This window comes from Sporolactobacillus sp. CQH2019 (genome assembly GCF_028765345.1).
GTDB lineage: Bacteria > Bacillota > Bacilli > Bacillales > Sporolactobacillaceae > Sporolactobacillus.
This window is the reverse complement of the sequence record NZ_JARAJZ010000014.1, coordinates 26667-41403: the sequence shown is the minus strand read 5'-3', so window position 1 is coordinate 41403 and position 14737 is coordinate 26667. Positions and strand designations below refer to the sequence as shown.

14 protein-coding genes and 1 pseudogene are annotated in these 14737 nt (G+C 45.9%); 6 read left to right on the top strand and 9 right to left on the bottom strand.

Annotated elements, in window-relative coordinates:
* The first annotated feature begins 22 nt into the window (after positions 1-22).
* Together OYT88_RS17150 and OYT88_RS17145 are read left to right on the top strand one after the other, a co-directional pair.
* Positions 23-1162: an NAD(P)/FAD-dependent oxidoreductase gene (locus OYT88_RS17150; RefSeq protein ID WP_274401577.1), complete on the top strand. Its 1140-nt coding sequence runs from the start codon at positions 23-25 to the stop codon at positions 1160-1162.
* A gap of 15 nt (positions 1163-1177) precedes the next feature.
* Positions 1178-1723 (top strand): helical membrane plugin domain-containing protein, encoded by a 546-nt coding sequence (locus OYT88_RS17145; RefSeq protein ID WP_274401576.1) that lies wholly within the window; start codon positions 1178-1180, stop codon positions 1721-1723.
* A gap of 601 nt (positions 1724-2324) precedes the next feature.
* Here the strand turns inward: OYT88_RS17145 and nifJ are convergent.
* Both nifJ and OYT88_RS17135 read right to left on the bottom strand, forming a co-directional pair.
* Positions 2325-5861: pseudogene (gene nifJ / locus OYT88_RS17140) on the bottom strand (pyruvate:ferredoxin (flavodoxin) oxidoreductase); the annotation flags it as partial.
* A 449-nt stretch (positions 5862-6310) separates the two neighbouring features.
* The gene (locus tag OYT88_RS17135) at positions 6311-6577 is read right to left on the bottom strand and encodes a metal-sensitive transcriptional regulator (RefSeq protein WP_274401575.1); all 267 of its coding nucleotides are present in this window, start codon (positions 6575-6577) and stop codon (positions 6311-6313) included.
* 666 nt (positions 6578-7243) lie between these two features.
* Here OYT88_RS17135 and OYT88_RS17130 point away from each other — a divergent pair.
* Positions 7244-7879: a plastocyanin/azurin family copper-binding protein gene (locus tag OYT88_RS17130; RefSeq protein WP_274401574.1), complete on the top strand. Its 636-nt coding sequence runs from the start codon at positions 7244-7246 to the stop codon at positions 7877-7879.
* A gap of 368 nt (positions 7880-8247) precedes the next feature.
* On the opposite strand, the gene OYT88_RS17125 is transcribed toward OYT88_RS17130, so the two are convergent.
* The 6 genes from OYT88_RS17125 to OYT88_RS17100 all read right to left on the bottom strand — a co-directional run bounded on the left by OYT88_RS17125 (position 8248) and on the right by OYT88_RS17100 (position 11544).
* A complete protein-coding gene (locus OYT88_RS17125; protein WP_274401573.1) occupies positions 8248-8481 on the bottom strand; it encodes a glutaredoxin family protein in 234 nt (77 codons plus the stop codon).
* A 54-nt stretch (positions 8482-8535) separates the two neighbouring features.
* Positions 8536-8802, bottom strand: a complete 267-nt coding sequence (locus OYT88_RS17120; protein WP_274401572.1) for a hypothetical protein — start codon at positions 8800-8802, stop codon at positions 8536-8538.
* Between the two features lie 148 nt (positions 8803-8950).
* Positions 8951-9313 carry a rhodanese-like domain-containing protein gene (locus OYT88_RS17115; RefSeq protein ID WP_274401571.1) on the bottom strand — a complete coding sequence of 121 codons (363 nt, stop codon included), beginning with the start codon at positions 9311-9313 and terminating at the stop codon, positions 8951-8953.
* Positions 9314-9350: 37 nt separating this feature from the next.
* Positions 9351-9737: a DUF302 domain-containing protein gene (locus OYT88_RS17110; RefSeq protein ID WP_274401570.1), complete on the bottom strand. Its 387-nt coding sequence runs from the start codon at positions 9735-9737 to the stop codon at positions 9351-9353.
* Between the two features lie 25 nt (positions 9738-9762).
* On the bottom strand, positions 9763-10332 hold the full coding sequence (locus OYT88_RS17105; protein WP_274401569.1) for a class I SAM-dependent methyltransferase: 570 nt from the start codon (positions 10330-10332) through the stop codon (positions 9763-9765).
* Between the two features lie 327 nt (positions 10333-10659).
* Positions 10660-11544, bottom strand: a complete 885-nt coding sequence (locus tag OYT88_RS17100; protein WP_274401568.1) for a LysR substrate-binding domain-containing protein — start codon at positions 11542-11544, stop codon at positions 10660-10662.
* A 225-nt stretch (positions 11545-11769) separates the two neighbouring features.
* On the opposite strand from OYT88_RS17100, the gene OYT88_RS17095 reads away from it, so the two are divergent.
* The 3 genes from OYT88_RS17095 to lgt all read left to right on the top strand — a co-directional run bounded on the left by OYT88_RS17095 (position 11770) and on the right by lgt (position 13828).
* The gene (locus tag OYT88_RS17095) at positions 11770-12561 is read left to right on the top strand and encodes a sulfite exporter TauE/SafE family protein (protein ID WP_443217543.1); all 792 of its coding nucleotides are present in this window, start codon (positions 11770-11772) and stop codon (positions 12559-12561) included.
* Complete coding sequence (locus tag OYT88_RS17090) at positions 12555-12938, top strand: DUF1634 domain-containing protein (RefSeq protein WP_274401643.1); 384 nt, start codon at positions 12555-12557, stop codon at positions 12936-12938. Before OYT88_RS17095 ends, OYT88_RS17090 begins: the two co-directional genes overlap by 7 nt.
* 80 nt (positions 12939-13018) lie before the next feature.
* Positions 13019-13828 (top strand): prolipoprotein diacylglyceryl transferase, encoded by an 810-nt coding sequence (lgt, locus tag OYT88_RS17085; RefSeq protein WP_274401566.1) that lies wholly within the window; start codon positions 13019-13021, stop codon positions 13826-13828.
* A 124-nt stretch (positions 13829-13952) separates the two neighbouring features.
* Here the strand turns inward: lgt and OYT88_RS17080 are convergent, their stop codons facing one another.
* Entirely contained in the window at positions 13953-14585 is a 633-nt protein-coding gene (locus OYT88_RS17080) for a GntR family transcriptional regulator (RefSeq protein WP_274401565.1), read from the bottom strand.
* Positions 14586-14737 lie beyond the last annotated feature (152 nt).

Sequence of the window (14737 nt, the reverse complement as noted above, 5' to 3'; positions counted from 1 at the left end):
CCAAATCCGGGGAGGAATTTTTGTGACAAAAAGAATTATTGTTCTTGGCGGGGGGGCGGGCGGCACAATGACCGCCAATCGGCTTGCCCGTCAGCTTGGGGATGAGATTAAAGCAAAAAAAGCAGAAGTTGTTTTAATCTCGAATACGGATCAGCACATTTACCAACCGGGCTTTATGTATATAGCCCTTGGTGAAAAAGAACCCGAGCATTTTATCCGCAGAGAAAGCAGCATCGTTCATCGCAATGTCGTGCTGATCACCGATCGTATCGAAAAAATCGATGTGAAAAAGAAGGTACTGAAATCCAAGCAAAATCATTATCCCTATGATTATTTAGTCATTTCAACTGGATCACGTCCTGATTTTAACAGTCTTCCGGGATTGGCAGAGGGAGCCAGCAATTTCTATACATTGGATGGCGCGATCAAATTACGTGACCAGCTGGCAAATATAGAAAAAGGACGAATTCTGATAACTGTCGATGTGCCCCATAAATGTCCTGTCGCGCCGCTGGAGCTTGTTTTAATGCTCGATGAGTATTTCAGGAAACGAGGTGTCCGGGACAAGATCGAATTAAAATATACTTATCCGATAAACCGATTACATTCTCTGGAACCTGTGTCCAAATGGGCCGAGCCCGAATTTGAAAAACGCCATATCCTGTCCGAAACCTTTTTCAATCTTGAAAAAGTCGACCCCAAGGAAAAAGTCGCAATAACTATGGATGGAGAAGAACATCCGTATGATATTCTGATTTCGGTCCCCGCTCATACGGGCGCACAAGTGATTATCGACTCCGGCATAGGCGATGAAGACGGTTTTATCCCTACAGATCGTCACACATTGAAAATGGAAAATTCCGATTGTGTGTATGTCATTGGTGACGCAACCAATCTTCCGATCAGCAAAGCCGGTTCAACGGCACACTATGAGACGGAGACAGTTGTTCCGAACCTTATGAATCGGATTAAAGGCCGTCCCGAGACAGCTGTCTATGATGGAAAAGTAGCCTGTTTCCTGGAAAACAGCCTGCACGACGCAAGTATGATTGCATTTGATTATAAGAATCCCCCCAAACCGGCCGCCACCTCCGAATTTATACATTGGTTTAAGGCTGTATATAATGAGTTATACTGGCTCAATGCCAGAGGGATTCTATAAGGAGGATGACTTTCGATGGAGAGCGTATCTGAAAGGGAATCTAACGAAACCACGGAAAAAATTCAGGGTCTGATTAATGGTGCAATGCAGTCGGTCAGCACACCAATGATCGAGGATACGGCGGCGAAAGCCGTCCGGATGATCGAACTCGCGGACGACGTTGTCCAGCCTGAGACAGTTGATTTGATGAAGAAACTGCCCGAGTTGAGCGAAAGTCTGGAAAAGATACTGGACAAAGCAAAACGCCTTGAAGAAAGCGGAGCTCTGGATACTTTGTTCCAGCTCAGCGAAATGATCAACGCTATGAAAAAATCAGTAACCGGTCCAATGATCACCGGAGCTGCCGAAAAAATCATCAGGGGCGTAGAGACAGCAGACGATCTGGCGCAAAAAATTCCATTCGATGGAATGATCGCCGCACTGGATACTGCCAAAAAAAGTCGGACAGGCCAAAAACCAATGAGTCTTTTTAAAATCATACGTGCATTATCCGATCCTAATATAAGGCAAGATCTAAGCTTTCTTCTTGCCTTTTTGGAAGAACTCCCGAAAAGTGCGTGACGATCCGGAAAGAAAGAATTCACGCTTCTCGCCAGGTTTTCTTCCCGAGTCAAATGAATAACAGAAAACAATGGACTAGCTTTCATCCGCCGATTCTCTGCAGGTACCTTCGAAGTTCTCTGTGCAAATTCAGAGACTGCATCTTTCAGTTCTTCCCTATAGATAGCGGACAGCCAGTCCAAAGGGAAAAGGTAGCGAACGACCGGCAATTTGCTAAAAGCTCAAGAACCGGAGAGAAATTTGTAAAAAACTTCTCTCCGGTTCTTCTTTGTGGGAAAATAGCTTTTCCACGGGCAAAATCTCTTTCGGCTTTCTTCATCAGATGATCGGCCAGCGTCAGCAAGCCGAATTTGTGGAACTTTATCCGGCTTCACGGGCAGCGAAAATCTATATTCTGTCTCCAGATGGCCAAAGGAACGGTTCCCCTTCTGGTCTTACGGCCATCCAAATAAGCCTAAATACCAGCAATCGTTGTGAAAGCAATATCCTGACAAAAAAAGTTCTTCACTGGCGACTTCTCAGTAAAGAACTTTTTCATATGGCTGTTGATTAATTGGTTAAAATCATTTTATTCATGAACGGATGGTGCCAGTCCGGATCTGATTTTTTCCTCCTGACCGGCCAGACGCGCGTAATTGAAAAATCTTCTTTCCGCGTCCTTTCTCGTTTTGGCAAAAAGCCGGTCGGCCACGTCTGAATTAACTTGTTTTAAAGCTGAGAAACGGGTCTGCGTCATCATAAAATCAATCATCTGATCGAAAGCAGGTCTTTTAAAGTCAAGCTGCATGGGCGTTTTTCCTTCGTCGGCCAGCTCCGGGTTGTAACGGTAAAGCGACCAATAACCCGTCTTGACAGCCGCGGCAGCTTCTTTCAACGCGTTCGTCAGGCCGCCCTTCAGTCCGTGAGAGATACAGGGGGTATAGGCGATCACAACGGAAGGTCCGTGAAATTTTTCAGCCTCGGTCAGCGCCCTGATTGTCTGCTTCATGTTGGCGCCGGACGCGATCTGGGCCACATAAATATTGCCGTAATTTATCGCCATCATACCCAAGTCTTTCTTGGCCGTCCGCTTCCCGCCGGCAGCGAATTGAGCAATAGCGGCAGCCGGCGTGGCTTTAGAAGACTGACCGCCGGTATTGGCATAAACCTCATTGTCCATCACAAGGATGTTGACATCTTCGCCGCTGGCAAGGACGTGATCGAGACCGCCGAAATCAATATCATAGGCCCAGCCGTCGCCGCCAATCATCCATTGGCTGGTTTTGATGAAAAGATCTTTGTCCTGATAGATCTCTTCTAACAGAGGGACCTGTTCTTTTTCGCGCACCAAATCATGCGCCAGCTGCTCGGCACGTTCACGGGTCCCTTCCCCGTCATTCATATGCTCTAACCATGCTTGCATTGTTTCATTCAAAGCAGTGCTGACCTCTCCGCCCTTCAATGCTTCGCGAATGTGTCCAGCCAGACGCTCACGGCGTGTTCTTAACGCCAGCTGCATGCCGAAACCGAATTCAGCATTATCTTCAAATAAAGAATTGGACCAGGCCGGCCCTTGGCCCTTGCTATTTTTAGTATAAGGAGATGCGGGACTCGAAGCGCCCCAAATCGAGGAACAGCCCGTCGCATTGGCAATCATCATCCGGTCTCCGAAAAGTTGTGTCAGCAGTCTGATATAAGGCGTTTCGCCGCAGCCGGAGCAGGCTCCCGAGAACTCAAGCAGCGGCTGCTCAAACTGCGATCCCTGAATGCTTTCTTTTTTTGCCGGATTGTCCTTCGGTTTCAACGTCATGGCAAAGGCCCAATTCGCCGTCTGTTTTTTCTGCGTTTGCGCCGGCTGCATCGATAAAGCCTTGCCTGATCGCGGACAAGCTTGAACGCACAGACCGCAGCCTGTACAATCTTCAACGGAAACCTGGAGACGATAATTCAGGCCGTCCGCACCGCGCATCGTACGGACAAGAAAACCTTCAGGCGCCCCTTTCATTTCATCATCATCCGCTAAAAACGGACGGATGGCAGCATGGGGACAAACGAACGCACAGAAATTGCAGGAAGTACAATTTTCGGCATTCCACTCCGGCACTTCAACGGCAATATTTCTTTTTTCATAGGCCGATGTGCCGGACGGCAGGGAACCGTCGGCCATGTTTTCCTTCAGCAGGGTGCCGACCTTAATACGGTTTCCCTCTTGACGGTTCATCGGCTCCAGTATATTCATGATGAAGCTCGGACGTGTGCCGGCAGCGACGGCTTCTTTCCTCTCACTTTTTTCCGCATCGGCCCAAGAGTCAGGTACGTTCACTTCATGCAATAATGTCACCGTCTCGTTAATCGCATCGACATTAAGCTGAGCAACGGCCATCGACTTGCGGCCATAAGTTTTTACAGCAGACTGGCGCAGCAATTCGATCGCCTGATCAAACGGAATAATATCGGTCAATTTGAAAAAGGCCGTTTGCATGATCGTATTAATGCGCCGTCCCAAGCCAATGCGTCCGGCTAACGACATCGCATTAATTGTATAAAAACGGATCTTGTTTTCAGCTAAATAAGTTTTCATTTCCGCCGGTAAATGGGCGTCCAGCCGGTCATCATCCCAAATCGTGTTCAGCAGAAACGTACCGCCCGGTTTCAAACCCTGCAGCAAATCATAAGAACGCAGGTAAGCCGACGTATGGCAGGCAACAAAATCGGCATGTTGAATCAAATAAGTCGAACGGATCGGCCTTTTGCCGAAACGCAAGTGGGAAACGGTTAAGCCGCCCGATTTCTTCGAGTCATAGGAAAAATACCCCTGAGCATATAAGTCTGTGTGATTGCCGATTAATTTAATCGCTGCCTTGTTTGCACCGACGGTTCCATCCGAACCGAAGCCCCAGAATTTGGCCTGAAAAGTCCCCGCCGGTGTCAGATCCATGTCGGGCAGTTTGGGCAGCGACAAGTGCGTGACATCATCGTCAATCCCTATCGTAAAACGCTTTTTCAGTTTTTTCTGCTCAAGGTGCGCATAAATGCTTAAGATGTCCGACGGTACGATATCCTTTGATCCTAAACCATAGCGCCCGCCGATAATCTCGGGCCGAAGAGCACTTTCATAGAGAGCACTTTGAACATCCAGAAGCAGCGGCTCACCGGTTGCTCCTGGTTCCTTTGTCCGATCCAGAACAGCCACCCTTTTTACGGTCTTCGGAAGCTTTTCCAGAAAAATTTCTGTCGGGAAAGGACGGTACAAATGAATATTGAGCAGTCCGACCTTCTCTCCTTTTTCACGAAGATAATCAATCGTTTGTTCAATGACCGGCGTTACAGAGCCCATGGCAACGACAACACGCGTCGCATCCGGAGAGCCGTAGTAATTGACCAGATCATAGTCTGTTCCGCGCAATTGATTAATTTCATTCATATAATGTTTTACAATTCCGGGAATTTTATCATAATAACTGTTAACGGCTTCCCGCTGCTGGAAAAAGATATCGGGATTCTGACTGGAGCCCGTTGCCACCGGATGATTCGGACTCATCCCTCTTTTTCGAAAAGCGTTCACCGCATCTTTATTCAGGAGTTTCTTTAAATCGCTGTAATCAATCACATCAATCTTTTGAATTTCATGGCTGGTTCGGAACCCGTCGAAGAAATTCACAAAAGGTACGGAAGCTTCAAGAGCTGCCAGATAGACAACAGCCGATAGATCCATGACTTCCTGGACACTGCTTTCCGCAACCATGGCGAAGCCGGTCTGGCGTGTGGCCATCACATCCGAATGATCGCCGAAAATGCATAAAGCATTCGCGGAAACGGCGCGGGCCGCAACATTAAAAACAGCCGGCAGCAGCTCGCCCGCTATTTTATACATGTCCGGGATCATCAATAACAATCCCTGTGAGGACGTATAAGTTGAAGTCAATGTCCCCGTTTTCAAAGAACCGTGCACGGCTCCCGCCGCACCGCCTTCAGACTGTAATTCGACGACTTTCACCGGGCTGCCGAAAAGATTTTCGCGGCCGGCCGCCGACCACTCGTCAACGAGTTCAGCCATAGGCGAACTCGGAGTAATCGGATAAATGGCGGCAACTTCAGTGAATGCGTAAGAAATATGGGCCGCTGCCGTATTACCATCCATCGTTGTTTTTACTTTCATTGTTTACGCACCCCTTACCCAATCGTTATAGTCATGGTCCGTCCCTCTCGCGGATAGACTCCTTTGAAAGACGGACTGTTTGCATGAAAATGACAGGACAATTTTCTAATCCTCCCGAGTCTGATGATCGTTATCTGTCCGGAACAGCTCGTTCCGGTGACCATCTCTATAGGAACAGCGCTTACATTCTATTAGTATATTATAACATGATATATTTCCGTAATCTATTTTTTAATTGAAATCATCCGCGCTTATGCACTAAAGGAGGCATTTGGGCGGACAGCGGATCTGAAGGATGATATTCCCGACGGGGTAAAGGAAATGAGGGCGTGAGAGGACAAATGAAAGAGAAGGTGCGAAAATTATTTTAAACTTTTCACAAAATCTTCAATCATTATTTTCAGAATGATCATCGGGATCCGATGAGTCTCATTTATCATAATGCATCGTTATGAACGACTTTTAACCAGCATTTGCACAGCTTCATCAATTAACTGTTCCGTCGATCCTTCACCGTTTTCAATTTGCCTGCGCAGGCATTCTTCAAGATTTTTCCCGACAATGAGGCCAAGCGCGCGGTCCATCGCCGTTCGTGCCGCCGTCATCTGCATGACAACATTCCGGCAGTCCGCCCCTTCATTCATCATCCGTAAAATTCCCTGAACCTGTCCGTCAATTCGCTTCAAACGATTTTTCATTTGCGGTGTATAGTCCATAAATAGGCTCCTTTCATACTTACGAGGGTATGTTAGCCGATTTTTTTAGGAACGTCAAGTAACGGATATGGAACACCATCGGTAAACTGTTCCGGGAGCCATCCATAATTAGTATCTCGATCGCTGCGGCATGGTCGTGAATGTCATGATCAGCATCCCGATCCTATCTTATCTGCCGGCTCGAATATTTTTATCGTAAACCCGTCCTGTAAGGAAGCCCTCAGTTTCAAAGAAGAACTGTTCTTCTTTCTCATACACAACGCTTCATTTTCTCTCCGCTTAATCAGCAGGATCCTGCCGCGCCCATCACTTAAATGAAACTTTCCGAATTAAAGTATGGTATTGAAAATCGATGAGAAAGTGTCCATCAATCATTATACCCCTGCCAGTATATCCGGTACAGGATTCAGCTTTGGAAAAAGGCGAATGGTCTGATAGCAGATACACGCAGCTCATTTTCGGAGGGCTGCGCCACCGTCATAACAGTAGAATCCAATTGAGAGCTGATGATCCCCGACCTGCAGCCCTGTCAGAATTATTAATCCCTCTCACGGGCTGAAGAAAGATTAATCCAAGGTTGTTTTGCTCATGATGCAATTTATGGATTCATTATACCCATGCGGGTATAATGAACATGAACAGACTAATAGAAATGGGGGAACTATATTGAAGAAATGGCTATTTATCATTGTATTTGCCGCTGTATTGCTTTTAGCGGGTATCTGGATTGGCCGGACGGACAGCAGTTATCCTTTCATGCGCTGGTTTTCACAAAATCCATGGGGTTATCGTATGGGAAATATGATGCAGGGGAACCGGCTTTATTTAAATGATCAGGTGACGTCCTCAGAGAACATCGGAAACCAAACAGCACGGTCTTTAAGACAGGCAAAAATAGATAGGGGAAAGAGTACAATCACATATTCCCATAATCAGGTGAACTTAATCATTCAAAGCGGCACCGGAAAAAATGACGGAAAATTTGTCATCGATAATATGGCGAATCCGACGATTTATATTCCTGAAAATGCCTTTGTTACTCTGCAGTTTGACAATCAGGATAAAGATGTCCCTCATGGATTTGAAGTCACTACAGCCGTTCCGCCCTATGACCAAATGGCAATGATGGATGGGGCGGCAGTCGGAAATTCGATAATACCCCCTCTTCCCGAAGCTCATAATCAGCAATATCCTGTCGGACAAACCGCGTTTCGGTTTAACCGGCCCGGACAGTATTATTATATCTGCCAGTATCCTGGCCACGCCGCCAAGGGAATGTACGGGAAAATGATCGTTGAATAAATAATACAATTGATTATTAAAGGGGGACGACCTCGCTCACTCATGATCCGCCTGTCCCCACGGTCACACAGACGGCAAGCATAGAAGAATTCCCTACTTTCTGAAAGCTCAAAGATTATCTTCCTAAAGATGAAGAAACTCATTTTTAGGAGTAGAATGTTTAGCAAACCATCCGATCTGCTATTAAAACAGGCTGTACAGACAACGGATCCGTATCCCGTCAAGCCGGCGGGATACGGATCCGTTTTAACAGTCTGTTTATCCTTGGTGAATCACTGCCGAAGGTCCCATCCGATGCCCGGTCTCCCCGTCTGACCCTTTAACAAAACGGGATTGGCTTTCTAAAACAGAGCCGGCCATGCAGATACTTATGCCTGGACATATCTCATGACCCTGTCCGGATCATAGCCGACCACCCACTGGCCGTTAACCTGGGTTTGAGGCACGCCCAATTGTCCGGTTGCGGAAACGATTTTCTGCATTGCCGCCGGATCCAATTGAACGTTCACCTCTTTAAAGGGCAGCCCTTGTTTGTTTAGAAAACTTTTCATCATATGGCAGTAAGGGCAAGTACTTGTGGTATACACGGTGATTTCGTTCATGTGCCTGCATCTCCTTTAGAAAATTTTTTTTATTTTTATGCGTATCTTTTTAGCTTATTTTCCTGCTGTTCCATCAAATGATGATCGACTTTTCCTGACCGTCAATCTCTCGAAAGACGAAGGGCGTTTCCGCGATCCATAAACTTCCGCGACGGTCGGTAAACTCCTGGCGACGGTTGATAAACCGAGCGCCACGACCGATAAACTCTCTGCACCGACCGATAAATCGCCTGCAATGACCGATAAACTGCCTTTGTCGATCAATAAATCGCCTGTAATGACCGATAAGCCGAGGGCACCGGTCGATAAGCGGAGTGCCACACCGATAAACTCCCGGTGACAGTTGAACCGAGCGCCACGACCGATAAACTCTCTGTACCGACCGATAAATCGCCTGCAATGACCGATAAGCCGGGGGTACCGGTCGATAAGCGGAGTACCATCTTTCTAAATGATACACTCTTTTCTTTTACCAGGCGTTCATGCCGCCTTTAACATTTGTGATTTTTTCAAAACCGTTTCGTTTTAGAATTTTACTGGCTCTGGCACTTCTCATCCCGCTTTGGCAAATAACAACAATTTCCTTATCCTTTGAAAACTGATCCAGTTTCTGCGGCAATTGATTCAATGGAACATTCCTAAATTCACGAATATGGTTCCCCTTATATTCAGCAGGCGTTCTGACATCTATAAATTGTTTCCCTTTATTTTTTAATTCACGTCTCAGTTCTTCCGTCGTTATATTTCTTACACCTTTAATGGGCCCTGTACGTTTGAAGATAAGCCATACAATAATTAAGCCCAAAATAATAGAGATAACCCAGTCAGGCATTTCGACACCTCTTAAATTAAGCCGTCAAAGAAGCTTTTTACAGGCTGCTTTGAATACAGCGGACCAGCCGATTTTCAATATCGGCCGCAATATCTTTTAAATGATCATCCTCGGTCATCGTTATCAGAGCCGTCGGTTTCGGCATGCCTACCTTGACTTTTCCGCTTTTATCCGAATAGACGACAATCTTACAGGGCAGAAAATAACTGGCCAGCGGATTCCGGCTCAATACCCGATGGGCTTCTTTAGGGTTACAGACTTCCAGTATTCTGTATTGCGACCCAAGTTCGAAACCTTTTGCCGACAATTTCTCATTGACATTAAACACCCATTGTACGCCAAACTGCTCTTCTTTCAGTTTTTCAGTAACGGATTCGATGGTCTCCTTAAGTCCCTTTGAAGAATCCATTGTTATGTGGAACATGATTCTCCCCGCCTCGCTTATCATTTTAAATAGACATCATTAGAGCATAAACATCTGAGTTAATCATTTGTTTTTTTACAGAGAAATTATTTTTTTCAAAAAAGGATTTTAACTTCTCTGAAGGAATTCTGACACTTAAGGGCGGACCTTCATGCCCTTCTTTCGCTTCCCAGTCTAATATGAGAATCTTACAATCAGCTCTGGCAATTCTTTTCATTTCTCTCATCATGGCGTCCAAATCGGAAACTTCATGCATCACTAAAGAACTGAAAATTTTATCAACAGAGCCGTCAGGCAATGCGATTTGGACCAAATCGGACCTGATCGTCCGGATCGTGTGTACGTTTTCTCTTTTAGCATAATCCCTTAATCCTTCGAGCATCATCGGTTCAATGTCAACGGCATAAACCGTGGTCCCGGTTTTTTTAGCAATCGGAACTGTGAAAAAACCGTTGCCCGAACCCAAATCGGCGACCACATCCCCTTCCCGCAGTTCTAATAGCGCTAAAATTTTCTCCGGCGGGTACTTTTCTTTCCGGCGCGGATCTAATAATTGATCCGCTTTTTCCGGATGAAAACGACGTCCGCGGCTCATGGAAAACCTCCTTTTTTGATCGAAGCCATTTATTGAAAAAACACGGCAATCGTGACGTGACGGAAACTTATGAAGGCAAAATAAGGCATCAGAAAGCCCGGCGCTTTCTCACATTTTTATTTCAATAGCCTGCCTGGTACCCGTCTCCTTCCGTATTTTCTGATGCCGCCCCGTATACGTATAACTGAAAATGAAAAGCGCTGGCTATCCCTCAACAGCTATTATACCCATATGGGTATACGAAATCCACAAAAATGACTGCCCGGAATGTTATGGCCGTCTCCTTCCCGAAGCCGGCCCAGCGGCAGTAAAACTCAGGCATTACTGTCACATGTACCGATCCGGGCAGCGACACAGCCTGATAAATGTTTGCATGGTTGAGGTCAGGTATTTGTCTTTATGGTAAATGATTTTAAAATAACGATTGAAATGAAGGCCGTCAATTTTCTTAACGCATAAAGTGCCGGAAGCGACTTCATTTTCTACAGAGAACTTTGAGACAACCGAAATGCCGAGGCCCGCAGCGACGGCCATTTTAATGGAATCGACATTATTGCATGTCCAGGAAGCATGCCAGGACAGATTTGCGTCAGACATCATTGCTTCAAACTTTTGGCGCGTTCCGCTCTCCTTCTCGCGAACAATGAACGGTTCGATCTCAAGCTCATGCGGAGAAACCGAAGGCATCGCGGCAAATCGATGGCGGGCGCCGCAGATGAGCAGCAGCTCATCCCTCATAAAAGATGATTTGACGATGTCCGGCGACGCGGTTTCTCCCTCGACAAGTGCCAGATCCAGCTGATCCCTCAGTATGAGCCTCTCAATTTTCGGGGTGTTGTCTTCAATCACTTCGATTGTGCTATCCGGATTCTTCTCTTTGAATTTCACAATCAGTTTCGGCAGTATACAGGCACCAATCGTGACACTGGCCCCGATGCGAATGCAACTTCTCTTGCTGATGGAACGCATTTTTTTCTCTGCTTCGCTGTTCATTTGAATAATATGACGCGCATAGTACAAGAGATTGTCTCCGGCTTTTGTCAAATAAAGCTTCTTGGACAGCCTTTCAAAAAGCCTGACACCGAAATGCCTTTCAAGTTCGGATATCGCCTGACTGACAGCAGGCTGCGACATGAAAAGCGATTCGGCGGCGGCAGTCATATTCAATTTTTCACAAACAGCAACGAAGATTTGCAGCAGTCTGAATGTCATTTTATCCTCCATAACCGATTGCTTATGATAATAATAAAATAATAATATTTCCGTTATTAATAGGCAAGTCATAAACTTGTTAACGTTGGGGGACCATTCATGTCAATCCAACGGCCAGGATGACCGCCGGCAATGGTCAGGGAGTCATTGAAAAAAATTGCCAACGGAGATGATCTTTTGTCATTACTTGTCATCACCTTGATTCTCGTTGCCGTGTTCGCCGGAATGTTCGGATCCATTTTGGGACTTGGCGGCGGAACCATTATCACCCCGATTCTGACCCTGCTGCTCGGCATTGATATCAACCATGCGATCGGCGCCAGTCTGATCGCCGTGATTGCCACATCAAGCGGAGCGGCGATCGCCTATATTAAAGACGGGATTACCAACCTGCGGATCAGCATGTTTCTGGAAATTGCGACAACGATCGGCGCGATTTCCGGAGCCTTTATCGGCGGATTGATCCCGTCCAGCTTTTTGTATATCATTTTCGGGCTCTTCCTGCTCTATTCGGCACTGGCTATGCTGCAAAAGAAGAAACCGGCAAAGCCGAAAGCGAATGCCCAGAAAACAATCGCAGATAAATTCAAGTTGAACGGCAGTTATTTCGATCAGCGGTTCGGACGGGAAGTTGCCTATCATGCGGCCCATGTCCCCGCCGGATTCGGCGTAATGTACGGGGCGGGCGTTGCTTCCGGATTGCTCGGAATCGGCAGCGGCAGTTTCAAAGTCATGGCGATGGATTTGTTCATGAAGCTTCCTTTAAAAGTTTCCAGTGCGACGAGCAATTTTATGATGGGCGTCACCGCGGCGGCAAGCGCGGGCGTTTATCTAATGAGAGGCGATATCGATCCGGGAATCTCGGGACCGATTGCGATCGGTGTGCTGGCAGGTGCGGTCGTCGGTACGAAGCTCATGCAAAAAATGAAAAGTAAAACGATCCGGATTATTTTTGTCCCGGTCATTGCTTATATTGCCATTCAAATGATCCTTGAAGGATTGGGGTGGAAATGGTGAATCGTCCCCGGATGCAGGAACAAGAGAAAAAGACAGATATTGTGGAAATAATGATCGGCCGGACGCTAAGAATCGGCATAACGTTCAGCAGTGTGCTGATTATCTGCGGATTGCTGCTGTTTTTTGTTACAGGCGATACAGGATATGCGAAAAATGACTACCCGACACATGTTCAAGATATTCTGCTTGGTTTTATCTCGTTCAGGCCTTACGGTGTTACGCTGACTGGGCTGCTGCTCCTGATGCTCACGCCGGTTTTTCGTGTGGGCGTTTCCATTATTGCCTTTCTGCTTAAAAAAGATTACCTTTATACCTTGATTACGCTCATTGTCTTCTCAATCCTGATCATCAGTTTCACGATTGGCAAAGCGGGGTAACCGCTGCTCCTTAGGCTTAGGTCTCTTTAAGATAAACAGAACGAATTGAAAATGAACATCGCAAACGGAGGAATCGTATCATGAATCTATCTATTCAGCCGCTGAACCGGGTCGCTGTCAGACTCGGTCCGATCCACATTTACTGGTATGGGATCATTATTGCCTGCGGCGCCCTGCTGGGGCTTTTACTGGCCATGAAAGAGGGACGGAAACGCGGATTGCCAAAGGACCTGTTTGTGGATCTGATTCTTTTTGCGGCGCCGATTGCAATTCTATGCGCCCGAATCTATTATGTCGCTTTTGAATGGAACTATTACTCAGGACATCCTTCTGAAATCATTGCCGTTTGGGATGGCGGCATTGCCATCCACGGTGCGCTCATCGGGGCGGTCGCCACAGCACTTGTCTTCTGCAAAGTACGCCGTGTGCCGTTCTGGAAAGTGGCGGATATTGCGGCACCCAGTGTGCTACTGGGCCAGGCAATCGGACGATGGGGCAATTTTATGAATCAGGAAGCCCACGGCGGCCCGACCACACGACTTTTTCTTGAAAATCTTCATCTGCCGAATTTTATAATCAATCAAATGTACATAAACGGAACTTATTACGTTCCGACTTTTCTCTATGAATCCGTCTGGGATTTTCTCGGCTTCATTCTCTTAATCATACTAAGAAGAGCCAACCTTGGACGCGGAGAACTTTTTTTAACTTATCTTATCTGGTATTCAGTCGGCCGCTTTTATATTGAAGGGCTGCGCACCGACAGTCTGATGCTGACCGGCAGCCTGCGGATCGCACAAGTCGTTTCTATTCTGCTGATCATTTTATGCATAATATTGATCGTTTACAGGCGAATAAGAAACGATGCAAAAGTTCGCTATTTTGACTGACTATCTGTTTTTCGGACTGATTTCAAATCATAGAGTGCCTGGCCCAGACTTTATATGCTTCTAGAATTCTAGTCCTGTCTTCCGGCAGTCCTGTTTTTTCCCCGGCGCTGATTATTTTGTCTGTTTATCTGTTTTGTTTATAAAGAAACTGCTTCACCCTGTTATAGGAATCTTCCTCGCCGATAACAAACAAAGTATCCCCTTTTTTAAATATGTTGTAAGGATCCGGAGACAGCATTAATTTGCCATTCCTTTTTATACCCACTATGATGGCATTTGTATTTTTCCGGAAATTGCTTTCGGATATCGTTTTTCCGACAATATCAAAATCTTCATATATTTTAAATTCAAACGGCATAAACGGGCTGGTATTAGCAAATCTGTCCGAATAATCGACAATCTCATTAATTTTGGTCTCAATTTTTTTGTCCAATAATGTTTTTTCATCCAGTAGATCTAAAATTTCACTCTTGGATGAATTAATAACATCTATATTCTTAAACTTATTTATAAATTTTAAACAGTTATCCACGGATTTAATAATGATGCCGCTGCCCTTGACGACTTCTACGATACCCATCTCATTTAAAAGCATAACGGCCTTTCTCACGGTTTCAGGTGAAACTTTATAAAGACTTGAAAGAGACGACCTCCCGTGCAGCTTATCACCGACCGAAAAATCACCGTTTAATATTCTATTGGCGATATCAATGGCTATCTTCTGATAGACAGATTTCATTGTGTATTGTGCTGACATGTTAAATTTACTTCAGGAGTTGCCTGAAGAAAATACCCCTCCGCTTTATTAAAAATCAAAAGATGGTTTCTTAATCAACAACCAGTATAAATGATATTTTGTGCGATGTAAATCAGCAAAGATCGCTGAAATGGGCCCCTATTATTCAAAGT